We start from the raw sequence: 23,416 nt of genomic DNA on the forward strand, positions 1-23,416 counted from the left end.
GAATCAAAAAGGAGCCGTTAAACGGCTCCAGATTGTAGACAATGTCTAATGAAACTTTTTTGTGAAAATAATTAATAGCTTTCAGATAGTTGAACGAGCAGACTTCACTTTTAGTTTAAAAGCTCATTAATTTTTGCGACAAGTTCAGCGACTTCAATTTCAAAGCTTTCGCCAGTTGCACGAACTTTAACTTCAACAACGCCTTCTGCTGCACGTTTACCGATTGTCACACGGACAGGTAAACCAATCAATTCACTATCAGCGAATTTAACACCAGGACGTTCTTTACGATCATCAATTAATGACGTTAAGTTGTTCTCTTTCAATAATTGTTCGATTTCTGTCGTTAATGCGGCTTGGGCTTCATCAGCTGGTTTAATTGGAATTAAATGCACGTGATATGGTGCCAATAATTTGTTCCAAACGAGGCCTTTATCATCTGCTGTTTGCTCGATGATGGCTGCCATTAAACGAGAAATCCCCAGACCATAGCACCCCATAATAAATGGTTGTTGGCGACCATTTTCATCTAAGTACGTCGCTTTCATTGCTTCAGAGTAGAGCGTGCCCAATTTGAAAATATGCCCCACTTCGATACCTTTAGCAAAGCTTAATGTGTTTTTACCATCCGGTGTTAAATCGCCTGCTTGTACCATCCGTAAGTCGGCAAAAGCTTCGACCGTAAAGTCAACACCATGATTCGCATTTTGGAAGTGGAAGTCTGACTCATTGGCACCCACTGTAGCATTAACGATATCTTGCACGTTATTATCAGCATAGATTTTCATTTCTGCTGGTGCATTAATCGGTCCGAGTGAACCATAATCTGCGCCCATAACTGTCATCGCAACTGTTTCGTCTGCTAAGGCAATTGTATCGAGATCTAGCATGTTTTTTAATTTAACATCGTTAAACTCATGATCGCCACGCACTAATACCATCACAACTTCATCGTCTGCTTGAACTAATAATGATTTAATCGTTTGTTCGATTGGCACATTTAGTCCTGCAACAACATCAGCAATAGATTTCATGCCTGGTGTAGCCACTTTTGTAAGGCTCTCTTTTGCTGCTGTTGAAGGCTTCGCTTCGTAGTACACCTCAGCCATTTCAACGTTGGCAGCATAGTCACTGTTTTTATCATACACGATAGTATCTTCGCCGACCTCAGCGATAACTTGGAATTCACGTGAGCCTTTACCACCAATTGCACCGGAATCAGCAATAACTGAACGCCATTGTAAACCACAGCGGTCGAGGATTTTACCATACGCTTTAGCCATATCATCAAAGGTTGCATCCAATGTTTCCGTTTCTGAGTGGAATGAGTACGCATCTTTCATTAAGAACTCACGGCCGCGGAGTAAGCCAAAACGTGGACGACGTTCGTCACGGAATTTTGTTTGAATTTGGAAGACAGTCAAGGGTAATTTTTTGTATGAATTAATATCATCGCGTAATAAGTCCGTCACCATTTCTTCATGCGTTGGTCCTAACGCAAAATCACGGTTGTGACGGTCTTTCATCTTCATTAAATCAGCGCCGTATTTATCCCAACGACCTGATTCTTTCCAAATTTCAGCTGGTTGTAAGACCGGCATTAACACTTCAGTCGCACCGATTTCAGCTAATTCTTCACGAACGATTGCTTCAATTTTATTTTTAACGTTTTGTGCAAGTGGCAAATATGAATAAATGCCACGAGCGCTTTGGCGAACATAGCCCGCACGAATTAGGTATTGATGGCTTTTTATCTCAGCGTCACTTGGGACTTCTTTTAAAGTCGGAATTAAAATGTTTGATTGTTTCATATTAGATTCTCCTCGATGTTCATTTTATTTGAAAAAGAAACGGGTAATGTCGTTCCATGTAACGAGCACCATCAATAACATTAGCAGTGCAAACCCAATTACAGTAACAAGACCTTCTTTTTTAGAGTCTAGCGGTTTACGGCGAACTGCTTCTACAATTAAGAAGAGTAAGCGCCCACCATCTAGCGCTGGTATTGGTAATAAGTTAATAATACCTAGGTTAATACTTAAGACGGCACCCCATTGCAAGAGCATAATTGCCCCATTGCTGACAACTGTTGCGGTGCTTTGGTAAATATAGACCGGTCCGCCAAGGCTATCTAATGAAAAGCCACCAGAGACCATGTTTTTAAGTGACACAAAAATTTGTTTAAACCAGAAAACAGTTTGATCAACACCATAGTTTAATTTCGCGCTAATCGTACTATCTTTTGGTGCCATTACACCAATTTGGCCCACTTTTTCGGTATCTTGTGTTACTTTCTTCGGTGTAATCGTAATATTTTTAACTTCCCCATCTCGTTCGAGTGAAAAAGCAAGTTCCTTTTGTGGATTTGCACGAACGATGGTTGTCATGTCTGTCCATGACTCGATTTTTTCACCATTAATTGTTTTAATAACATCATCTGCTTTAACACCAGCTATTGCTGCTGCTGAACCAGACTGAACCTCACCCATTCTCGCATCATCGGTCGGCACGCCACCAGAAGCGAAGGCAAACACGATGAACAGGAAGAATGCTAAAATAAAGTTGAAGAGTGGCCCCGCTGCAATGGTCATAAAACGATGCCACCATGATTTCGAGTTGAATTGACGGTCGAGCGGCGCAATCGCGCGTGTTGTATGACCATCTACCATCTCACAATTACGGGCAACGGGATAAGTGACTACGGTTTCGCTCTCATCGCCTAAGACGATTCCACGAACAAATAGGTCCTTTTCTAAATCCGCAGCTGCGACTTCAATCGGTTCAATGTTTGGATATTTATCAAGGTTGGATGTCATAATTTGACTTACTTCGCCAGCCTCATTAAACATTAAACCCACGCGATAACCTGGCGTTAAGACAACGGGTTCGTCATCTTGCCCCGCCATTTGCACGTAGCCCCCTAACGGAAGTAAGCGTACAGTATACAATGTTTCTTTTTTCTTATATGAGAATATTTTCGGACCGAAGCCGATGGCAAACTCTCGTACCAAAATCCCTGCATTTTTAGCAAAGAGGAAATGGCCGAGTTCATGGAAGAACACAAGTAAGCCAAAGACAACGATAAATGCTAGTATATTTTCCATTTGTCACTCCTTCTGATTAGCAATGCTTCTGCACCGCGCGATCGAATCTAAATTTAAGGTCATTCGTTTACAGGTAACGGATGTACATCGTGTTGTTGCGAATTATGCAGCTGCTACAGTTATTCCCCTAACGTTCCCCCTATTTAGAGTCATTTCTCCTCGTGCTTACATAAATTGTAAAATAATCATCATTGGGAACACAAATAACCAACTATCAAAGCGATCATATAAACCACCGTGTCCTGGTAAAATCTTACCCGAATCTTTAACGTCACAATAACGTTTAACGGCTGACTCGACTAAGTCCCCACATTGACCGACAATCGATAAGACAATCGTACCGATAATAATATGAATCAGGCCGACATCGATTGGAAAAATCAATGTATAAGCAACTGCTACGATCGTCGCAATTAGGGTTCCGCCAATTGATCCTTCAATTGTTTTATTCGGTGAAATTGTCGGTGCTAATTTAGTTTTACCAAATTTTCGTCCGACAAAGTAAGCAAAACTATCGGTTAAAATAACGATTAAAATCGCAAATACAATCAGGTTTAAACTCTCGTTTCGAATCGTCAAAAACGAACGGAAACCAGCTGCGATATATAACGTTAAAATAATCCCTAAGGCAGCTTGCGCAACATTGACCTTATCAGCAGATAAGACACTTGCAGTTAAGTTTAGCATCACGATAACGGACACAATTAAGATGAAACTAATGTTATAATCTGCTAAATATGTCACAGCTTCATTTGGCAATAAGATAACCCAGCCTAATAAAAAGAGCAGGATACTATCGATTGCAACCAGAGAGCGTTTTTGCATGCGAATCACTTCGCCAATGGCAATCGTTGTAATAATGTACATCAAGGCTTGAAAGGCGTTCCCACCAATGACAAGAAATGGTACAAATACAGCTAATGCCACGATTGCTGTAATAATACGTGTTTTCATTTTATTGTTCACACTCCACTTTTTTTACTTTGAAATGCCGCCAAAGCGACGTGTACGGTGTTGATATGTTGCCACGGCCTCTGTCAAATCGGCTGCATTAAAATCAGGCCAATGTTTGTCGACGAAGTAAAATTCGCTGTAAGCAATTTGCCAGAGCATAAAATTACTGACGCGCATTTCACCACTCGTGCGGATTAATAAATCCGGTTCGGGATAAGAAGATGTCATTAAATGCGCTGCTAGTCTTTCCTCTGTTAACTGTTCGACTGTCCCATTTTCAGCGAGCAACTCACGCATTGCTGACTGCGCTGCTGAGATTATCTCAGCACGACCGCCATAATTTAAGGCGAAGTTCAACACGAGTCCGGTATTATTTTTAGTTGTTTCCATTGCTTGTTTTACCACATTTTGCGTTTGCAGTGGTAAGGCGTCATGATACCCCATGACATTGACACGAACGTTTTCAGCCATTAATTCAGGCATAAATGTATCAAAAAAATCGACGGGTAATTTCATTAAAAATTGGACTTCATCGGTTGGACGTTTCCAATTTTCAGTTGAAAAGGCATATAAGGTTAACACCTCGACACCAAGTTTACTCGCTGCCATCGTAATTTTTTTTCACGGTGTCCATGCCCTCTTTATGACCTGCAATTCGGGGTAACAAACGTTTGTTTGCCCAACGACCGTTTCCGTCCATAATAATTGCGATGTGTTGCGGTATCTTGTCTGTCGTTAGCTGTTGAGGTAAGGCTTTCGTTCCGTTTGTTTTTTTAAATAGTTTATTAAACATAGTTTATCCCCCACAAGGTTTTTATGCAAAACCTAACTTATTGTTCTCGTTAATCATACCAAAATAAGACGTATGATGCATGATTTAGTGGCGAAACTTAGCCAATTATTAGTGTTTTATCATAATCGGACCCGTTTTCTAATCAAATAGCCGACCAAACACCAAAGAACGAGTGGTGGATGGCCGGCTATGCGTTTTAACGTTAAACAGACATAATCTCTTCTTCTTTATCTTTTGTTATGCTGTCGATTTTTTTAATACTTGCATCCGTATATTTTTGAATATCATCTGATAATGAACGCAACTCATCCTCAGTAATACCGCCTGCTTTTTCGCCTTTTTTAAGCTCATCGTTCGCGTCACGACGGACGTTACGTACTGATACTTTTGCGTTTTCAGCTTCAGCTTTAACTTGTTTCGCTAAAACTTTACGACGTTCTTCAGTTAAGGCTGGAATTGTTAAACGAATGACTTCGCCATCGTTTGAAGGTGTTAAACCTAAATCTGAAGCGAAAATCGCACGTTCAATTTCAGTTAATGTGCCTTTATCAAATGGTGAGATGAGTAAGACGCGTGCTTCTGGTACTGAAATAGAAGCTAATTGATTTAAAGGTGTTTGCGCACCCCAGTATTCAACCGTAATACGGTCTAAGATTGATGTGTTGGCACGGCCAGCACGGATGTTTGCTAATTCACGTGTTAGCGCATTTTCTGCACCTGTCATACGCTCTTTTGCTGAGTTTAAAATTTCTTTTGACATTTTAATATTTCCCCCTAACAGTTGTTCCGATTTTTTCGCCCATAGCGGCACGTTTAATGTTACCATATTCGTTTAATGAGAATACGACTAATGGGATATCGTTGTCCATACTTAATGATGAGGCAGTTGTATCCATTACTTCAAGTCCACCCGAGATAATATCAAGGTATGATAATTCTTCGTATTTCGTTGCAGTTGCATCTGTTTTAGGATCGGCAGTGTATACACCATCGACGTTGTTTTTACCCATTAAAATAACATCTGCTTCAATTTCTGCTGCGCGTAATGCTGAGGTTGTATCTGTTGAGAAGTAAGGGTTACCCGTACCCGCTGCAAAGATGACCACACGGCCTTTTTCTAAATGACGAATTGCTCGACGACGAATATAAGGTTCCGCAACTTGACGCATTTCAATCGATGTTTGAACGCGTGTCGGTACACCAACGTTTTCAAGTGAATCTTGTAATGAAAGTGAGTTCATGACTGTCGCTAACATGCCCATATAATCGGCGTTTGCACGGTCCATTCCCATTTCGCTACCAATTTTACCGCGCCAAATATTGCCGCCACCACATACAATTGCGACTTCAATCCCTAACTCGATAACTTCTTTCACCTGTTTAGCAATAGAGTTGACAACGGTTGGGTTAATCCCAAAACCTTCTTCGCCTGCTAATGCTTCACCGCTTAATTTTAATACGACACGTTTATATTTAGGTGTATTCATTGTTAACCTCCGCTCAATTTTGCAATCGATTTATTGATATTCTTTAAAAAAAGGGGAGCTAATGCTCCCCCCAGACAACCTATCCATGATATAGGTTTATTCAATTGCGAACTAATGCTAAGTAGCGCCAGTTCACAATTCGTCTGGTTAACTACGCGACACGTAATTAGTTGTTGATTTGGTTCATAACTTCTTCTGCAAAGTTTTCTTCGCGTTTCTCGATACCTTCACCGACTTCGTAACGTACGAAGCTAGCAACTTTAGCACCTTTTTCTTCAACGAATTTACCAACAGTCAAGTCTGGGTTTTTTACGAATGGTTGATCTAATAAGCTAATTTCAGCTAAGAATTTGTTTAAACGACCAACAATCATTTTTTCAACGATGTTAGCAGGTTTACCTTCGTTTAATGCTTGTTGTGTTAACACTTCTTTTTCGTGAGCAATTTCTTCTGGGGCTACTTGATCACGAGAAACATATTTAGGGTTTACAGCTGCGATGTGCATTGCAACATCTTTAGCGACAGCTTCATCCGTTGTTCCTTCAACGATAGTTAAAGAACCGATACGGCCACCCATGTGTAAGTATGAACCGAATGAATCTGCATCAGTTTTGCTCATGATGACAAAACGGCGTAATGATAATTTTTCACCAATTTTGTTCATTGCAGAAGTAATGTATGTTTCAACTGTTTCGCCAGGGTTGATTTCTGATGCTAAAGCAGCAGCTAAATCAGCTGGTTTTGCAGCTAATAAATGTTTTGCTAAGTCGTTAACAACTGTTAAAAATTCTTCGTTTTTCGCAACAAAGTCAGTTTCAGCATTAACTTCTAATAAGACAGCGTCGTTGCCGTCTACTAATACGTTAGTAAGACCTTCAGCAGCGATACGATCTGATTTTTTAGCAGCTTTTGAGATACCTTTTTCGCGGAGGTAATCGATTGCAGCGTCGATGTCACCTTCTGTTTCAACTAAAGCTTTTTTACAGTCCATCATGCCTGCACCTGTTTTTTCACGTAATTCTTTTACTAAAGCAGCACTAATTTGAGCCATTGTATGTTTCCTCCTAGGATAAATGTCTTTTTTTATTTTTTTTCTTTAAAAAAAAGGTGATAAACAATTCAATCTGCTTATCACCTTTTGTTGTTCGGAACGTTTTAGAAATTAGCCTTCTACAGTTTCAGAAACTGTTTCTTCAACTACTTCTTCTTGTCCTTGTTTAGTTTCGATGATAGCGTCAGCCATGCGACCTGTTAATAATTTAACAGCACGGATTGCATCATCGTTTGCAGGGATAACGTAATCGATTTCGTCAGGATCACAGTTTGTATCAACGATACCAACGATTGGAATATTAAGTTTACGAGCTTCTTGAACTGCGATACGTTCTTTACGAGGATCAACGATGAATAATGCATCAGGAATATCTTGCATTTCTTTGATTCCGCCTAAGAAACGTTCTAATTTTTCTTGTTCTTTCTTAAGTAAAACAACTTCTTTTTTAGGTAATACGTCAAACGTACCATCTTCAGCCATTTTTTCGATGTCTTTCAAACGACGTACACGTTTTTTGATAGTACCAAAGTTAGTTAATGTTCCACCTAACCAACGGTGGTTAACGTAAAATTGACCTGAACGAATCGCTTCGTCTTTTACTGATTCTTGTGCTTGTTTTTTAGTACCTACGAATAATACGCGGCCACCGTCTTCAGCGATTGATTTAACAAAGTTGAATGCTTCGTCAACTTTTTTCACTGTTTTTTGTAAGTCGATGATGTAAATACCGTTACGTTCTGTGAAGATGAATTTTTTCATTTTTGGGTTCCAACGACGAGTTTGGTGACCGAAGTGAACGCCTGCTTCTAATAATTGTTTCATTGAAATAACTGCCATGATGTTATTCCCTCCTGTGGTTTTATTATTTTTGCGAAAAAATCGCCCTCTATAAACATCAACTATACCGGGAACCATTTCCTTTGGTACCACCCTGCATATCAATTTATATGTGATTTTAACAACATTAGTAATTATAGCATGTCTGTTTTATGATTGCAAGGCTTTCTAACAGCCTTTTTAGAAAAAAAAGGGTCTTTACTTTCACAAGGGCTCTGTTGCACAAATCTTATGACGAATACAACTGCCCTATTTCTGCACGGCTTTCTGGCGTAAAATCAGCGGTAAAATACCCCCGTTACGATAATAGATTACGTCGATTAAACTATCAAATCTTACAATGGCTTGAAATTTCAGGATTTTCTCCCCTTGCGTAGCCGTTACTTCGACCATTTCACGAACACCTGCTGTATCATCAATCGCAATATCAAACACTTCGTCGCCGTTTAATCCGAGCGACGCTGCTGATTGTCCATCAATAAATTGCAACGGTAAAATACCCATTAACACAAGGTTAGAACGATGAATTCGTTCATAGCTTTCAGCAATTACGGCTTTAACACCGAGTAATTTCGGCCCTTTCGCTGCCCAGTCACGGCTCGACCCCATTCCATAATCTTTACCCGCAAGTACAACCAATGGTGTTTGTGTCTCTTTATAACGCATTGCAGCATCATAAATTGATGAGACCTCAGCTGTTGGCCAATAGGTAGTATAGCCACCTTCTGTGCCCGGTGCAACCTTGTTGCGAATCCGAATATTAGCAAAGGTACCACGCATCATCACCTCGTGGTGACCACGTCGTGAGCCATACGAGTTAAACGAACGAATTGGTACGTCATGCGCTCTTAAATAAAGGCCTGCCGGTGTATCTTTTCCGATGGCACCAGCTGGTGAAATATGGTCGGTTGTCACTGAATCGCCAAAGTAAGCTAATACACGTCCACCGCTAATCGGTTGTATTGGTTCAATTGCCATTTGCAACGCATCAAAGAATGGCGGATTTGCAATATAAGTTGATGTTTCATCCCAGTTATAGGCAGCCTCATCAGTTGTTTCAATTGCGTTCCACACCTCATTGTCATTAAACACTTGTGCGTATTGTTTGCTGAATATTTCTGGTGTTACAACGGTTTTCACTAATGCCTCAACCGCTGCTTTATCCGGCCAGAGGTCACGCAAGTATATTGAAGTGCCGCTTTGATCTGTTCCGAGCGCTTCCGTTTCAAAGTCAAAGGCAGTCGTTCCCGCTAAAGCATAGGCCACCACGAGCGGTGGTGAAGCCAAGTAGTTCGCCTTCGTTAACGGGTGAATCCGACCTTCAAAGTTACGGTTACCACTTAAGACCGACGATACGAGTAAGTCTTCGCGTTGAATGGCCGCTTCGATTTCAGGCAATAACGGACCGGAGTTCCCAATACAGGTCGTACAGCCATAACCAACGAGGTTGAAACCGAGTTGATCCATATAAGGCGTTAAGCCCGCATCATCTAAATAAGCCGTCACTACTTTTGATCCCGGCGCTAACGAGGTTTTAACGTAGCGTGGCACTTTCAAGCCAAGTTCAACGGCACGTTTCGCAATCAAACCTGCGCATAATAACACATACGGATTTGACGTGTTCGTACAAGAGGTAATGGCAGCAATCGCCACAGCGCCTGTCGGCATCGCTAACGTTTCACCATCATCAAACGTAATCTGCGCTGTCTTTTGCGTCTCGGCTGCGCTTAAACCGAAACCTTGATTTCCGACCGGTGCTTGCAAAGCGGTTTCAAACGCCGTTTTCATCTCTGTCAAGGGTATTAAGTCTTGCGGACGCTTTGGTCCCGCTAAGTTCGGCATGATTTCTGCCAAATCAATCGTCACACTCGAACTGTAAGCAATTGTTTCTGTTGTATCATGGAACAGATGATTGTCTTTTAAATAGCGTTCAATCACGTTTATTTTAGCTTGCTTTCGTCCTGTTAGGGCTAAATAAGCTAATGATTCGGCATCGACTGGGAAAAAGCCACAGGTTGCTCCGTATTCAGGTGCCATGTTGGCAATCGTTGCTCGATCAGACAAGGTTAAGCTTGCTAATCCTGCCCCGGTAAACTCAACAAACTTACCGACAACACCATGTTGACGTAGCACTTGTGTCACTTTTAAGGCTAAGTCAGTTGCGGTCGCACCGGCTGGCAATGCGTTTAATAAAGTGACGCCGACAACTTCGGGCACAGGGAAGTACGACGGTTGACCGAGCATCCCTGCTTCTGCTTCAATTCCGCCAACACCCCACCCCAGTACACCTAAGGCATTAACCATCGTCGTATGCGAATCGGTGCCGACGAGTGTATCTGGATACAAGACCGTGCCTTGTTCAGTCGTCTGTTCAAACACCACCCGCGCTAGAAATTCTAAGTTAACTTGATGTACAATACCCGTTGCTGGTGGCACTGCTTGATAATTATCAAAGGCATTCTGGCCCATTTTAAAAACTCATAGCGTTCTTGGTTGCGTTTAAACTCCATCACCATATTCCGTTGCAACGCTTCATGCGTCCCGTACGTATCAACCTGAACCGAATGGTCAATCACTAAATCAACTGGCACTTCAGGGTTAATTGCTTCAGGATTCCCCCCCAGTTGTTTGAGGGCATCGCGCATTGCTGCTAAATCAACCACCGCAGGTACACCGGTGAAATCTTGTAAAATAACCCGAGCTGGTTTAAACGGCACTTCGCCGGATTGGTCGGTCGGTTGCCACTGCGCTAATGTTTGTACATGTTCTTCCGTAATGATTAAGCCATCGTGTTGTCGTAACACCGATTCGAGTAACACACGAATGCTGTATGGCAATGTGGTAACATCGCGCAGCTGCGCCTCGCAATAAGCCGCAATATCAAAATATGTGTATTCTTCCCCATCGACCATTGTTTTTGCTACAAATTGCTCATTGTTTAACATCGAATACCCCCATTTTCACCGCTTTATTTTCTGTCAGAATAATAAGAAAATTCTGTTCAGAATAAATGCGCCCGTTGTGTTACTGACGCTTATCTACTCCTTACTATAGCCTTCTTTCTAACATAAGTAAATTAGATTGTATTTTAAAATAGAGATAAGTTTTACTTATCTCTATACATTAGAAAAACAGCACCGATGTTTAACTAGTACTGTTAAACGTCTGTGCTGTTTAGTTTTGTGCCAATTTTTTATACAGGTCATAATAATATAAAATATCGGTCACATAAATATCAGAATGGTTATAATCGAAAATCGCCTTTTTGAGATGTTTGCGGTCGACGCTTGCCTTCGTTTTATCGAGGTAATTGGCTGTGCTAAAAACCGCATCACTAAGGTTCATCGGATCAGCTTTTCCATCCTTATCACCGTCAATTCCATAACCACCGTACTTGGCAATCACATCGAGATTGACTAAATCAGCGGCGGTGACGTCATCATTTTTACCTGGGTAATTCCATCCGACCCAGGTTAACGGTAAAAATTGCATTGGTCCTAACGCGCCTGCATTGGATACCATTGATTTTGATTGAGAGAAGTTCGTTTCAACACGATGAATCGCGGCCAATAAATACCAATCGACATCGTAAGCCTGTCCGGCTGCTTGATAAGTAGACACATATTTCGCAGGAATATGCCCTTTAATTTTCATTGCTTGTGATTGCCAAACGTTCCCAAAAAGTAACGCTAGAAAAACAGTTGCGAGTAAGAGAAAATCAAAAGCGCGTCCAGCTGTTTTTAACAGTTTCATTCGCTTCAACCTCTCTTATGATAATTTATCCGTGTTAAATAATAATTGTTTTAATTCATTAATATTAATGCTCGCCTTTTGTTCATTTGAAGGCAGAATTTGATCAACGAGTGAGAGTTTGGATTGTTGCAACTCACGAATATTCTCTTCGATTGTTCCTTCCGATATAATCCGTACAACATCGACATCCTTCGTTTGACCAATTCGATGCGCTCGCGCAGCGGCTTGTTGTTCAACTGCCGGGTTCCACCACAGGTCATATAGCACGACCCGTGAAGCACCGGTTAAGTTTAAGCCTGTTCCTCCTGCTTTAAGGGAGATTAAAAAGACGGCGCGTTCATTGTTGTTAAACGCGGTTGCCATTTCCATCCGTTTTGAGGCATTAGTTTTACCATCGAGTAAGAAGAACGGGATACCTAGCTTATCGAGTTCTAGCCCGATTAACGGCAACATTGAGGCAAACTGTGAGAAGATTAACATCTGCTTGTTGGCTGATGTTGTTTCAATCACCAGGCGAAGCAATTCACCTAACTTCGCTGAGCCACCGTTATAATCTTCTAAGATTAAGCGGGGATCATCACAAATCTGACGTAAACGTGTGAGGGCTGCTAGTATTTGCATCCGTTGTTGCGGCTCACTATTGTCTTCTTCGAGTGATACACGGAGGCTATTAATAACCTGCATGTAGATTTTCTTTTGTTCGTCATTGAGATCAATCATCACATTTTTTTCATTGAGACTCGGCAAATCGGATAAAATATCATCCTTTAAGCGTCGTAGGATAAACGGTTCGGTTAGTTTCTTCACCTCAGCCGGTGGCAGTTTTTTAAACTGTGTTAATAGCGGAAGGTAACCCGGTAAAATGATTTGGAACAGTGCCCATAAATCATCGATGCGGTTTTCAATCGGTGTTCCACTCAAGGCCACCTTGTGCAAGGCATTGACGTGCTTCGCCGCTTGTGAAATGAGCGAACGTGAATTTTTAAGCGACTGCGCTTCATCGAGCACAAAACAGCCTAATGTATGTTGACGATAATCAGTTAAATCTTCGCGCAACATCGCGTAGCTCGTAATGTATATTTGATTTTGTTTCATGCCTGCAATGGCATCTTGCCGTTTCACCTTATTACCATCAATTATTTCTGCTTGAATCCCCGGTGCAAACTTCAACCACTCGTTTTTCCAGTTGTAGACAACTGAGGATGGACAAACGATTAAGGTTGGTTCTAACGTCTCGTATTTATCGATTAAGCGACAAATATAAGCAATCGTTTGAATGGTCTTACCAAGCCCCATTTCATCAGCTAAAATACCATTTAGGCCATATTGGCTTAGTAATGTTAACCAGCTGTAACCTTCAACCTGATGTGGTTGGAGTGTGCCGCCAGTCAATTGGGGACTCACTTGTTCTAGCTCCCAGTTCCCTGATTGCATCAGTACCATTAAATCATGGAGCTGATCCGTAATATGCATTTGTGTTTCGCGGTTTTGCATTAACGGCAACGCCCGATAGATTGACAGACGCAACTGATCTTTTTGCCAATCGGCCGGCTTAATCCGCATTTTTCGTAACAATTCATGGAGTGCAAGTGCATCTTCTGACTCAAGCGAAATCAAACGACCCGCTTCATCTTCGTACACTAAATTACCTTCGAGAATATGTTCAATCAATGATTTAGAATGTTCACCTTCGTAATCCTTAAACTGGACTGAAAAGTTGACATAACCGTCTTGTGCATCTTCATTGAAGTAGGTTTCAACTGGCATTTCGGTAATAATATTTTCAAGGGACTCATCCATAATGACTTCTGCTTGCTCTCGTAGCAAAGGAACAATGTATTTATAAAAGACATAGCGCTCATTCGCTTTCGTACTCACTAACACGGTGTTCTTTTTAACATGCAACGGCGCCTGCTCTAAAATGCGCATTACAGCATGTTCGGCATACGTGTCTCTAATAAAGAGCGCATCGCCACTAAGTGCGGGCGTCCATTTATCAAAGAACGGATCATAGCCAAAATCATTGTAATAATGTGTCACCTGCAGGGCATGTTCCTTTTCGTTCGCCGTAATCCGAATAACGGTATGAATCGGATAATGAACAACCTTCATTTCATTGAATTCAGGCAATTGAATGTCAGTTATTTTTTCAAGACTCGTTAAAATATACGAGAAGAAATTGGAATAATCTTCTTTCAAGACAGTGTGAATTGTTTGCTCGGTCTTTTTGAGCCATTTTTTGATTAAAATAAACGGCTTGATCGTATGTTCGGAAAAATGATAAAAAGAGCCATCAAAAAAGAGCAGTTGTTCTTGTTCGAACACAAGTGCTTGTTCAAACTCTTGAAAATCGAAGGCAACGCCGTCGTCATTAAACTGATGTGTTAAATGAATGGGAACCTTCCGATTATCATAAAACCCTTGGATGGGATAACTGACATCTTGGTATGTAAATGTCGCTAACTGCATTGGCATTTGTCGTAATACACGGATGATCATCTCACTTGTTAACGTCAGTTGTTTTTCTTCAGCGTATGTACGTGACCAATCGTTTGTATCATAAATACGCGCAACACGTGCCAATTCACTTAAATCCGCTAAGATTTTCAAATGGGCTTTTGAGAGCGCTATATCTTTAAAATCAACCGTCAAACGGGGATTGACAATGTAATACGTATCATTCTCCCATGATTTTAAGAAGGCACGAATGTCCTTAATCACATAATGTGTTTGACCAACCTTACCTATTTGCAGCGAGATCGCCATTTTACGATCGGCTTCTGAGACGAATAAAGGCATTAGCATGTATGTTAATTCATACGGAATTCGTTCTGCTTTTTCAAAGTCATAACTGTACGTATCTTCTGCTAAATCAGCTGCGAAATCGTTAATTAAAGATATCGTTGTATTTTTCGGTCGCGGTTTGATCACTTTTTGTTGGACAAGTTCATCAATCACTGTGTTGATATGAACACAACCTTCTTTTGGATTTGATTCGTATTGATGACATTCACATCGATAGGTCGGATCTTTCTCATCTAAGTGAAAAGCCGAGACGATGTAGCTCACCCGGGTATCTTTAACCGTTGCCATTATCATATTATGCTCTTTATCTTGACGTAAATGAGTTATTGATAGCATTTATTTATCATCCCTTAAAGGTAATAGTCGAAACATGCGATTGTACGTATGATCGCCAATCATTAATGTGCCTTTTGTTTTAAAGCCTAAGCGTTCGTATAGCGCACGGGCTTGTGGATTTTGTTGATCACAGTTTAAGGCTACCTGTGTTTCTCCAGCTGCTTTAGCAGCGACATTGGCATAGCTGAGCAACTGTGTCCCAATGCCTAAACCACGGGCAGTAGGTGCAGTTACAAGTGAGTCGATGTACCATTCACCTGCAACGGTTTCAACGTCCTCAAACAGCCGTTGCGTCTCACTTAGATTAAATGATGCGAGAAACGGTTTGAAATGAGCATCGAGTTGAGCTAAGGCCCCACCGCTGTATCCACATAAGAAACCGAGAATTTCCTCCTCGCGTTCATACACATGAAAATTTGTATAACTATAGCGTGATTCAGTTCCTTCTATAATCGGAATCAACTTATTATTTAAAGCTTCATCATTAAATTGAGCAAACACAGGCAATTCTATATCACGTAAAATAATTGAAAGTAGCGGTGCCAGTTGCTTTGCATCTGTTCGTTTAGCAGGTCTTATCATAAGGCAAAATCCTTTCATAACAAGCTGATCATCCGTCATCGTCTATTTGCTAGACGAGATAACCGTCGTTTAGTTCAATCTATCTGTTTAACTTGCTAGTAGAGAACTATCTCTCTACAGAATAGCACAAAACAACCTTTAATTGAAACTAAAATGCGTTGTTGAGCCATTTGCTGTCTGATTTATGACCAATTTGCTATTTATGCGTGATTTCAGTTCTGGTACATGTGAAATTATTCCTACTAAACGACCGTTTGCTTGTGTATCGAGCAACATGTCAATCGCTTGTTCGAGTGAATCGGGATCAAGTGTCCCAAAGCCTTCATCGATAAAAATCGTTTCTAGTGAAAGGCCACCACTCAACTCTTGGATACAGTCGGCTAATGCTAGTGCCAGTGCCAACGAGGCTTTAAAACTTTCTCCCCCAGACAACGTTTTAACATGACGCGTTTTAGACGTATACGCATCGATAACAAATAGTTCTAAGCCACTTTGGGCGTTGCCTTTTGCCAGTCCACTTTGACGCTGCAGTTGATAGCGTCCATCAGTCATCGTCCGCAAACGTGGATTGGCGTATTCTAGAATCAAATCCAAGAATGACGTCAAGACATAACGCTCAAACGTTAATTTCGAACCGTTTTTACCACGGGCTACGTTTGCCAAATAACTAATTTCATTGAAGACCGCTTCAGCTCGTTCTATCGCCGCTCGTCTCGTTTGATAATTATTTAACAGTTGTTCCTCATTTGCATATAGTTGTTGAAGGTGAGCCAACTGTTGTGCGAGCTGCTGACGTTCTTCTTCTAACGCTGCCACAGCCGCTTCGTGTTCGGCAATATCAGGAATAGAATGACCTTCTAATAACTGTGCGAGTGTTTGCCGTTGATGTTCAAGCTGTTGCTGCTGTAGTCGATAAGTATTGCTAGTCGTTTGGCATTGTTCGAGCTCTGTGGCTGGCAGCACCGCTTGCAAAACAGCCGCTTCATCCGCAAATTGCGCTTCGGCAATTTTCGTGTTAATCAGCTGATGTAAATGTGACACCCGTTGTTGTTCGGTTTCAACAGCAGTTTTGGCGGCGGCTTCTTGAGTAATTAATGCGGTTTGTCGAATAAGCGCCGCTTGTTGTTGCTTAAGATAGTCTTTTTCTTGAGCAATAAACGCAGCCACTTTTTGAGTGCTATCTGTCACATCTGTCTGCACTGCTTCAATATCTGCCGGCAACGGTGGCGTGGTTTGTTCAAGTCGCTGACGGTCATTCGCGATTGCTGTTATCCGCGCGACATTGGCTGCCATCGTCACTTCTAATGCCCGGTGTGCCTCATCTTGACGTTTGAAATTTTCCTGTAAACGCGTGTATTTGGCTTCGGCTTCATTGAGCGTTTCTGTCACAGTAAATGTTTGCAGCTCTGCTTGAGCTGCCATTAAGTTGGCTTCTTGTTGCTCTTTTTGCGCTATAATCGTGCTGTCATCGATATTTAACTCCAAATAAAGTTCACCTAAGCGTTCTTTCGCTTGCGCATTTTTATATTTATTTGTTGTAATTTGCACCTTGGTTTCAGCAATTTGTGCGAGGATGCCAGCGATTAATTTATCTAAATCAGCTAATGTTTCAGCGACGTTTAATGGTTCATCTTCATTAGCCGGTTGAGGATGTTCGAGCGAACCACACACAGGACAAGCTTGACCCGCTGCTAGTTGCGACGCTAACTGCTGTAACAGCTGTTGTTTCTCAGTCGAAATCACGGCTGCCCGTTCTTCGTCCCAGCGTTTTTGCGTGGTTTGTGCCTCAATCAGTTGCTGTTCTAAGTAGGCTATCGCCTCTTCAGTCCGTGTCATTTCATCAATGAGCGCTTCGCTCTTGGCATAGTTTTTCAACCACCGTTGCGCGTCCGTTACACGTTGTTCAATACGAAAGCGCTGATTATCACTAACTTGAGCCGCTTCAAACTGACTTTTCGCCGTGGCGAGCAAGGCTGCATCGGTAGCTAGGCGTTCTGTTTGACGGTTAAAAATGACCTGATGCTGTTCTTGTGCTTGAACGGTCGCGTTCATCTGCTGCTGTAAGCTAAACAATTGCTGCCACGCTGGTAAATGTTGCTTCAACTGCTCAGTTTTATTTGCCAGTTCTGTTATTTGTGGTCGTTGTTGCTCAAGTTGATGTACTTGAGTGGTTATTGCAGTCATCTTCGTTGACAACTCAACCAGATCTGCTTGAGCTGTTGCTAATTCAGCTGTTTTTTGCTGCGCCAGTTGCACGGCTGTAATACTTTCTTCAATCCATGTCATGATTGGTCGTGCTGCCAGAGCGCGTTCAACTTGTTGCTCAAGCTGCGCCATTTCATCGGCCCGCAGTGCTAACGCGTCTTGCTCCGTTTTTACGCTTGCAAGTTGTTGCCATTGACGCAGTAAAGTTTCAGCGACCGCCTTCGCTTTTTGGGCCTCCGTATAACGTTGATCACAGTTTGCTTTTGCCGCGGTTAAACGGTCGCGTTCAATCGTAGTTGCTGTATGCAACTGTTCAACATGATCACAGATAGCGAGATGTTGTTGTTTTTCAGTGTCGGCCTGTGGTAATTTATAATATTCCTCACGCAATCCTTGTAACTGTTGCTCGATGAGCGTAACCGTTTCTTCTGCTTGACGCTGACGTTCATAAAGTTGATCTTGAATTAACTTATAAAACGATGTATCCGCCAGTTTTTGTAAAATTTCTTCCTTATCCTTACTGTTGCTCACCAGTAATTCACGGAACTCATTCTGCGGTATCATCATGATTTGGCGGAATTGTGTCACGCTTAACGGAATGATGGTTTGCATTTGCTCTTGGACTTCACGAATATTCGCCCCTAACAGCGTTGGTGTTTCATTATCAAGGCGATAAAGAGCTGCTTCACCACTGATGAGACGTTGGCCAGTGCCACGTTTTTTGTTGAGGTACTGTTGTGGTCGACGGGTAATTTGGTAACGGGTTTGATTGATATCAAATGTGAGACTAACCTCGGTTGGTGTGTCTGCGTCGGCATAGTCAGAGCGTAACGATTGGGCGTCACGCATTTCCCCATTTGCTTCGCCAAACAGGGCAAAACTCATCGCATCGAACAAGGTTGATTTCCCGGCACCTGTTTTACCAGTAATTAAAAAGATATGCTCCGAAGCCAACTCAGTAAAATCAATCACTTGTTTTGTTGCATACGGACCAAAGGCTTCAATCGTTAACTCAATCGGTTTCATGCTGATCCTCCTGACGAATAGCGCGAATAATCTCGCTGATAACGGTTTGTTGTGACGCTGCGATTGGCTGCTGTTCAACACTTTCAAAAAATTGGCTGAATAACGTTAACGTATCGGCCTGTTTTAAGTCTTTAAACTGTTGACCTTGTTGGTAGATTGCCGTTTGTGCTGGACGTTCGAGATGCAATAGACGCGGATAAACTTCTTTTAGTCGACGCATCGGTTCATACACATCCCCCGTATCAGTCAACGTTATTTGGAGGTAATCATCCAACGGTGCGAATGTGGATGATTGTTCGAGTAACTCGGTCATATTCCCCTTAATTAAGCGCATGTCGCGCAGTGGCTGCAGCATCACCTCAGTCGTCGTAATCGGTCCTGCTTCTGGAATATGTAAGACACGGACACTTTTTTTATCCGCCACTTCTGAAAACGAATACTTTAATAAAGACCCAGCATAACTCACCGTTCCCTTCGCAAGCGGTCCGTCAACCAACTTGCCTAAGGCATGTGGGCGATGAAGATGACCTAAGGCGGTGTAATCAAAGCTATCGAATACTTTCGTACTGACTGCATCAACGCCACCCATTGCCAGTGGACGTTCTGATTCACTTGGTTCACCACCCGTAACAAATAAATGTGCAATCGCTACCTGATATTTAGTTGCATCTTGGAGTGGTTTTATTTTTGCAATAATGCGTTGCATCGCTGCTTCTTGGGTACGAATGGTGGCATCCTCAAAATATGCGGCAGCCGCAAGGTTCTCAAAGAACGGAATGAGCCAAAATTGCGTATTACCAAGTGTAATGGGTGTGAAAATCTGTTCAAGTTGGGTCGTCAAATAAAAACCATTGGCTTGATACCAGTTGCTCCCAAAATGTAATCGGTCACTGCTATCATGATTACCACTAATCGCTAAAACGGGAATTTTCAAGGTCAAGTTAATCGTGGCCAATGTGTCATTTAATAGTTCAACCGCATCGAGCGGTGGAATCGCACGATCGTATAAATCACCGGCAATAATTAAGGCGTCAGCCTGCTCAGTCTCAATGAGGGCAATGAGCTGCTTAAGCTGAAACGCTTGGTCAGCTGTCATTGATTGACCCGCAACTATTTTCCCTAAATGCCAATCGGCTGTATGGATAATCTTCATCTGTGCAACGCCCTCTCATAAAATCACTTTAATAGTCTAATTATACACTAAAAACGAAAACTGCCGTAGCTTTCTTTCCCGATACGGCCACTTTTAAACGTGTTCTCAATCTAGTTTACATAATAAAATTAATGTTCACTTCATTTAATTTAACAAAACGTTTGTCTACCCCCTTTTAAAATTGACAAGAACCCTCTATAATTAGAAAGTAATCCATACATTTAGTATCACTAAGTGTTGAGAATGAAATCGACAGGAGTGTCCACCTATGTTTTATAAGTTTGCACGATCATTAATTGCAGGAATTCTATTTTTAGCCAACGGACGGATTAACATCCAAAATCGAGCTAAAGTTATCCCTGCACCTTTTGTGCTTGTTTCGCCCCATACCTCGTGGTTAGAAATTTTATACTTGGGCGTCACCATTAAACCGATTCAAATTCACTTTATGGCGAAGGAAGAATTATTCAAAAACAAATTATTTGGTAAGGTGTTGCGAGGCTTAAATGCGTTTCCAGTTAACCGCACCAATCCTGGACCAAGTGCTTTAAAAGTGCCCGTTAAGCTTTTAAAGGATGGTAATGTCCTTGGCATTTTTCCTTCTGGCACTCGCAAAAATACGCATAACCAATTGAAACGTGGTGCCGTAACCATCGCTAAAATGGCAAAAGTACCGATTGTACCAGCTTATTATGACGGACCACAAAACTTAAAAGAGTTATTTCAACGAAAACAAGTAACGATTCGTTACGGTGAACCGATTTCGATGGCAGATGCCAAATCGAAAGAAGCGCTCGAACAAAAATCAGCCGTCCTTATTGCTGCCTTCGATGAGTTGCGGAGCGAGCTTGAAGCAACAAAAAGCAAGTAAACCAAACATTATCGCTAAGCCGTCCTAAAACTAACCGTTTTATGGACGGTTTTTTGCTGTCAAAATAAGGAAGCTAAAAACGATTATTGTTTCAACTTTAGCTGCTATAACATCCACTGCCAAAAAAACAGCTAACGCCTCATCGAATGGTATCGATTGAGCATTAGCTGTTTCTCTCTTTTGAGAGTGGCTGAGGCCTAGCTTCTTTTTAGTGGTACAATAGGGCGCTTGCGTTAAAAGCTTCGACTACTACCGCCACCACCACTAGAACCGCCGCCACCGAAGCTACCACCTGATCCGCCGCCATAACCGCCGCCGGAGCCACCACCTCGTCCGCCGCCTCCGAATTGAGATAAAAGCCAGAGGACGGTTGCCAAACCGTTCCCACTACCACCGCCTTTGCCTCCCTTGCCACCTTTCCCACTAAAGAGGATGATAAAGAGGATGACGATAATAATAAAGATGATAAAACCACCGCCACCAGTGTCGTCATCGGCCATGGTTGATTCGACAGTATAGCCCGCAAAAATCGTGTCGTCATCAAATTCATATTCTTGATTAACCTTGAGAGCGACCTCTGTAAAGATTTGTTTTAATGCGACCTCAAACTTATCGTTTTGTAAATCATCGATACTATTGTCTAGAATCGCACCCGTTGTTGCGTCGGGTAAGGCGCCTTCAAGCCCATAACCAACTTCAATGCGAATTTTGCGATCTTCTTTTGAAAATAAAATCAACACACCGTTATCTTCTTTTTTTTGGCCAATCTGCCATTTTTCAAATAACTTAACTGCATAATCATCGACGTCATCCCCGTCAAGGTTTTTAACAGTCGCTACGACAATTTGTGGTTTTTGTGTCGTAGTTTCATAATGTTTGTTGACATCGATAATGTATTTTGCGGTTGTGTCACCTAACAATTGAGCACCATCGTTAACGTAAAAAGCAGTTGTCGCCGATGGATACGTAGCAGCCCAACTAATACTTGGCAAAAAACAAATGGCTGATGCGATCAAGAAGACGAGTGTTTTGCTCAATCGACTCATCACCACTTCACCTCTTTCTTGCAGCAATTAGTCAAGGTCAACCGTTGGGGCTTTATCTGCTCCAGCAGTTGCTTCAAAAAATGCTAGTTTTTCAAAACCAAACATACTCGCGACAATTGTTGCTGGGAATTTTCGTGTTTTAGCATTGTATGTTTTGACGACTTTATTGTAACGGTCACGTTCAACTGAAATACGGTTTTCTGTTCCTGCTAATTCATCCATTAATTTCGTCACATTTTCATTTGATTTAAGCTCGGGATAATTTTCGGTAATAACTAATAAACGTGATAACGCGGAATCCATTTCATTACTCGCTTCAACTTTTTCATTTGTCGTTTTCGCTGAACCATATTGTGTACGGGCATCCGCAATCGCGCCAAATACTTCTTTTTCTTGTTTCATACTACCTTTGACACTATTAACTAAGTTGGGAATTAAATCATAACGACGTTGCAATTTTGAATCAACATTAGCGAATTGTTCTTCAGCATCATTTTGAGCTGTCACTAAGCCATTATATGTAGTTACAATCGGAATCGCAATGATTGCTAAAATAACAACAATAACAATGACAGGTTTCATCCAGTTTTTCATCAGACATACCTCTTTTCATTTTTTTAGTTCACTTTATTATACCCTAAAATATGATGAAGCAATAGTAATGGCACCGTTTTCTGATTGAAAAATAAAAAGAGGCGACAGCAATTGACACCTCTGAGGTTGCCGACAAAGTCGTAAGCGTTTCTTTATCGTATTGTTTTCACTTTTGTTTGTTGTTTTAGCTTTGCCTTCAATTGAAAATGCATCGCAAAACGCCACGGCCAAATCATCGATACACCTAGAATCCAAAACATCCCCGCCAACTCTCCGAAGGCGATTGTATCACTCAAGTAATACTTTATAATCAGACGGATAATGAGCAGTCCCATCAAAATAAACGGAAACGATTTTGTCCGCACAATGTAGATATCTTCGCCACGGATGTCGTACTTTGTTGTCCAAATTAACACGATTGAAAAAACGAGACCGAGGCCAACCGCTTCGATGATGTTCGTTTGACTTACTCGAAAGATGGGAAACACAAACATTAGCCCGCCGCTCAACATTCCCAATGGCGGTATCCAGATTTTTTTTAAATGTCGCTGGTTGTTTCGATGATTTCATCCGAATTACAATCACAAACAGACCAAATAATAAGGTAATAATTGCTGAGCCCCAAAAAGACATCGTATTCCTTCCTCCCTTTCATTACATTCCACCCGTTATTATATGCTTTTTCTATATATCCGTCAAAAGTAACCAAAAAACACATTCACCCAAAAGAGTGAATGTGTCACAGACTGAAGATAAACGCTGTTCTAGGTCGTTACGACTTGCTCGCTCGTCGTGCCTACTAGAACACTTTGAAGA

General features: G+C 41.6%; 15 protein-coding genes and 3 pseudogenes. 1 reads left to right on the forward strand and 17 read right to left on the reverse strand.

Features of this window, described 5'->3' with window-relative positions:
* Positions 1 to 110 precede the first annotated feature (110 nt).
* The 14 genes and pseudogenes from BCAMP_RS03605 to BCAMP_RS03670 all read right to left on the reverse strand — a co-directional run bounded on the left by BCAMP_RS03605 (position 111) and on the right by BCAMP_RS03670 (position 20,089).
* A complete protein-coding gene (locus tag BCAMP_RS03605) occupies positions 111 to 1,811 on the reverse strand; it encodes a proline--tRNA ligase (protein WP_035313747.1) in 1,701 nt (566 codons plus the stop codon).
* Positions 1,812 to 1,835: 24 nt separating this feature from the next.
* On the reverse strand, positions 1,836 to 3,104 hold the full coding sequence (gene rseP / locus BCAMP_RS03610) for an RIP metalloprotease RseP (protein ID WP_035313749.1): 1,269 nt from the start codon (positions 3,102 to 3,104) through the stop codon (positions 1,836 to 1,838).
* 165 nt (positions 3,105 to 3,269) lie between these two features.
* Complete coding sequence (locus tag BCAMP_RS03615) at positions 3,270 to 4,058, reverse strand: phosphatidate cytidylyltransferase (RefSeq protein ID WP_035313751.1); 789 nt, start codon at positions 4,056 to 4,058, stop codon at positions 3,270 to 3,272.
* Positions 4,059 to 4,082: 24 nt separating this feature from the next.
* Positions 4,083 to 4,851, reverse strand: a pseudogene (locus tag BCAMP_RS03620) (isoprenyl transferase).
* A 202-nt stretch (positions 4,852 to 5,053) separates the two neighbouring features.
* Positions 5,054 to 5,611 (reverse strand): ribosome recycling factor, encoded by a 558-nt coding sequence (gene frr, locus BCAMP_RS03625; RefSeq protein WP_035313753.1) that lies wholly within the window; start codon positions 5,609 to 5,611, stop codon positions 5,054 to 5,056.
* A 1-nt stretch (position 5,612) separates the two neighbouring features.
* Entirely contained in the window at positions 5,613 to 6,338 is a 726-nt protein-coding gene (pyrH, locus tag BCAMP_RS03630) for a UMP kinase (protein ID WP_035313754.1), read from the reverse strand.
* A 166-nt stretch (positions 6,339 to 6,504) separates the two neighbouring features.
* Positions 6,505 to 7,389 carry a translation elongation factor Ts gene (gene tsf, locus BCAMP_RS03635; protein WP_035313756.1) on the reverse strand — a complete coding sequence of 295 codons (885 nt, stop codon included), beginning with the start codon at positions 7,387 to 7,389 and terminating at the stop codon, positions 6,505 to 6,507.
* Positions 7,390 to 7,500: 111 nt separating this feature from the next.
* The gene (rpsB, locus tag BCAMP_RS03640; protein ID WP_035313758.1) at positions 7,501 to 8,229 is read right to left on the reverse strand and encodes a 30S ribosomal protein S2; all 729 of its coding nucleotides are present in this window, start codon (positions 8,227 to 8,229) and stop codon (positions 7,501 to 7,503) included.
* Positions 8,230 to 8,478: 249 nt separating this feature from the next.
* Positions 8,479 to 11,174 (reverse strand): annotated as a pseudogene (gene acnA / locus BCAMP_RS03645) (aconitate hydratase AcnA).
* 229 nt (positions 11,175 to 11,403) lie between these two features.
* The gene (locus BCAMP_RS03650; protein WP_035313760.1) at positions 11,404 to 11,982 is read right to left on the reverse strand and encodes a lytic transglycosylase domain-containing protein; all 579 of its coding nucleotides are present in this window, start codon (positions 11,980 to 11,982) and stop codon (positions 11,404 to 11,406) included.
* 15 nt (positions 11,983 to 11,997) lie between these two features.
* Positions 11,998 to 15,123, reverse strand: a complete 3,126-nt coding sequence (locus BCAMP_RS03655) for a DEAD/DEAH box helicase (protein ID WP_035313761.1) — start codon at positions 15,121 to 15,123, stop codon at positions 11,998 to 12,000.
* Positions 15,124 to 15,705: a GNAT family N-acetyltransferase gene (locus BCAMP_RS03660; protein WP_035313763.1), complete on the reverse strand. Its 582-nt coding sequence runs from the start codon at positions 15,703 to 15,705 to the stop codon at positions 15,124 to 15,126.
* Positions 15,706 to 15,843: 138 nt separating this feature from the next.
* Entirely contained in the window at positions 15,844 to 18,936 is a 3,093-nt protein-coding gene (locus BCAMP_RS03665; RefSeq protein WP_035313765.1) for an AAA family ATPase, read from the reverse strand.
* The gene (locus BCAMP_RS03670) at positions 18,923 to 20,089 is read right to left on the reverse strand and encodes an exonuclease SbcCD subunit D (protein ID WP_035313767.1); all 1,167 of its coding nucleotides are present in this window, start codon (positions 20,087 to 20,089) and stop codon (positions 18,923 to 18,925) included. Before BCAMP_RS03670 ends, BCAMP_RS03665 begins: the two co-directional genes overlap by 14 nt.
* Positions 20,090 to 20,357: 268 nt before the next feature.
* Between BCAMP_RS03670 and BCAMP_RS03675 the strand changes: the two genes are divergently transcribed.
* Positions 20,358 to 20,960: a lysophospholipid acyltransferase family protein gene (locus tag BCAMP_RS03675; protein WP_035313768.1), complete on the forward strand. Its 603-nt coding sequence runs from the start codon at positions 20,358 to 20,360 to the stop codon at positions 20,958 to 20,960.
* Positions 20,961 to 21,193: 233 nt separating this feature from the next.
* Here the strand turns inward: BCAMP_RS03675 and BCAMP_RS14660 are convergent, their stop codons facing one another.
* The 3 genes and pseudogenes from BCAMP_RS14660 to BCAMP_RS03690 form a co-directional block, all read right to left on the reverse strand.
* Positions 21,194 to 22,006 carry a TPM domain-containing protein gene (locus tag BCAMP_RS14660; protein ID WP_156921134.1) on the reverse strand — a complete coding sequence of 271 codons (813 nt, stop codon included), beginning with the start codon at positions 22,004 to 22,006 and terminating at the stop codon, positions 21,194 to 21,196.
* 27 nt (positions 22,007 to 22,033) lie between these two features.
* Entirely contained in the window at positions 22,034 to 22,600 is a 567-nt protein-coding gene (locus BCAMP_RS03685) for a LemA family protein (RefSeq protein WP_035313769.1), read from the reverse strand.
* A gap of 152 nt (positions 22,601 to 22,752) precedes the next feature.
* Positions 22,753 to 23,233: pseudogene (locus BCAMP_RS03690) on the reverse strand (CcdC family protein).
* Positions 23,234 to 23,416 lie beyond the last annotated feature (183 nt).

The sequence above is a fragment of the Brochothrix campestris FSL F6-1037 genome, assembly GCF_000525915.1.
GTDB lineage: Bacteria > Bacillota > Bacilli > Lactobacillales > Listeriaceae > Brochothrix > Brochothrix campestris.

What these genes read in the sequence shown, in the direction of transcription:
- BCAMP_RS03605 (WP_035313747.1), bottom strand. Translation starts at nt 1,811, where the DNA reads ATGAAACAATCAAACATTTTAATTCCGACTTTAAAAGAAGTCCCAAGT.
- rseP (WP_035313749.1), bottom strand. Translation starts at nt 3,104, where the DNA reads ATGGAAAATATACTAGCATTTATCGTTGTCTTTGGCTTACTTGTGTTC.
- BCAMP_RS03615 (WP_035313751.1), bottom strand. Translation starts at nt 4,058, where the DNA reads ATGAAAACACGTATTATTACAGCAATCGTGGCATTAGCTGTATTTGTA.
- frr (WP_035313753.1), bottom strand. Translation starts at nt 5,611, where the DNA reads ATGTCAAAAGAAATTTTAAACTCAGCAAAAGAGCGTATGACAGGTGCA.
- pyrH (WP_035313754.1), bottom strand. Translation starts at nt 6,338, where the DNA reads ATGAATACACCTAAATATAAACGTGTCGTATTAAAATTAAGCGGTGAA.
- tsf (WP_035313756.1), bottom strand. Translation starts at nt 7,389, where the DNA reads ATGGCTCAAATTAGTGCTGCTTTAGTAAAAGAATTACGTGAAAAAACA.
- rpsB (WP_035313758.1), bottom strand. Translation starts at nt 8,229, where the DNA reads ATGGCAGTTATTTCAATGAAACAATTATTAGAAGCAGGCGTTCACTTC.
- BCAMP_RS03650 (WP_035313760.1), bottom strand. Translation starts at nt 11,982, where the DNA reads ATGAAACTGTTAAAAACAGCTGGACGCGCTTTTGATTTTCTCTTACTC.
- BCAMP_RS03655 (WP_035313761.1), bottom strand. Translation starts at nt 15,123, where the DNA reads ATGCTATCAATAACTCATTTACGTCAAGATAAAGAGCATAATATGATA.
- BCAMP_RS03660 (WP_035313763.1), bottom strand. Translation starts at nt 15,705, where the DNA reads ATGATAAGACCTGCTAAACGAACAGATGCAAAGCAACTGGCACCGCTA.
- BCAMP_RS03665 (WP_035313765.1), bottom strand. Translation starts at nt 18,936, where the DNA reads ATGAAACCGATTGAGTTAACGATTGAAGCCTTTGGTCCGTATGCAACA.
- BCAMP_RS03670 (WP_035313767.1), bottom strand. Translation starts at nt 20,089, where the DNA reads ATGAAGATTATCCATACAGCCGATTGGCATTTAGGGAAAATAGTTGCG.
- BCAMP_RS03675 (WP_035313768.1), top strand. Translation starts at nt 20,358, where the DNA reads ATGTTTTATAAGTTTGCACGATCATTAATTGCAGGAATTCTATTTTTA.
- BCAMP_RS14660 (WP_156921134.1), bottom strand. Translation starts at nt 22,006, where the DNA reads ATGAGTCGATTGAGCAAAACACTCGTCTTCTTGATCGCATCAGCCATT.
- BCAMP_RS03685 (WP_035313769.1), bottom strand. Translation starts at nt 22,600, where the DNA reads ATGAAAAACTGGATGAAACCTGTCATTGTTATTGTTGTTATTTTAGCA.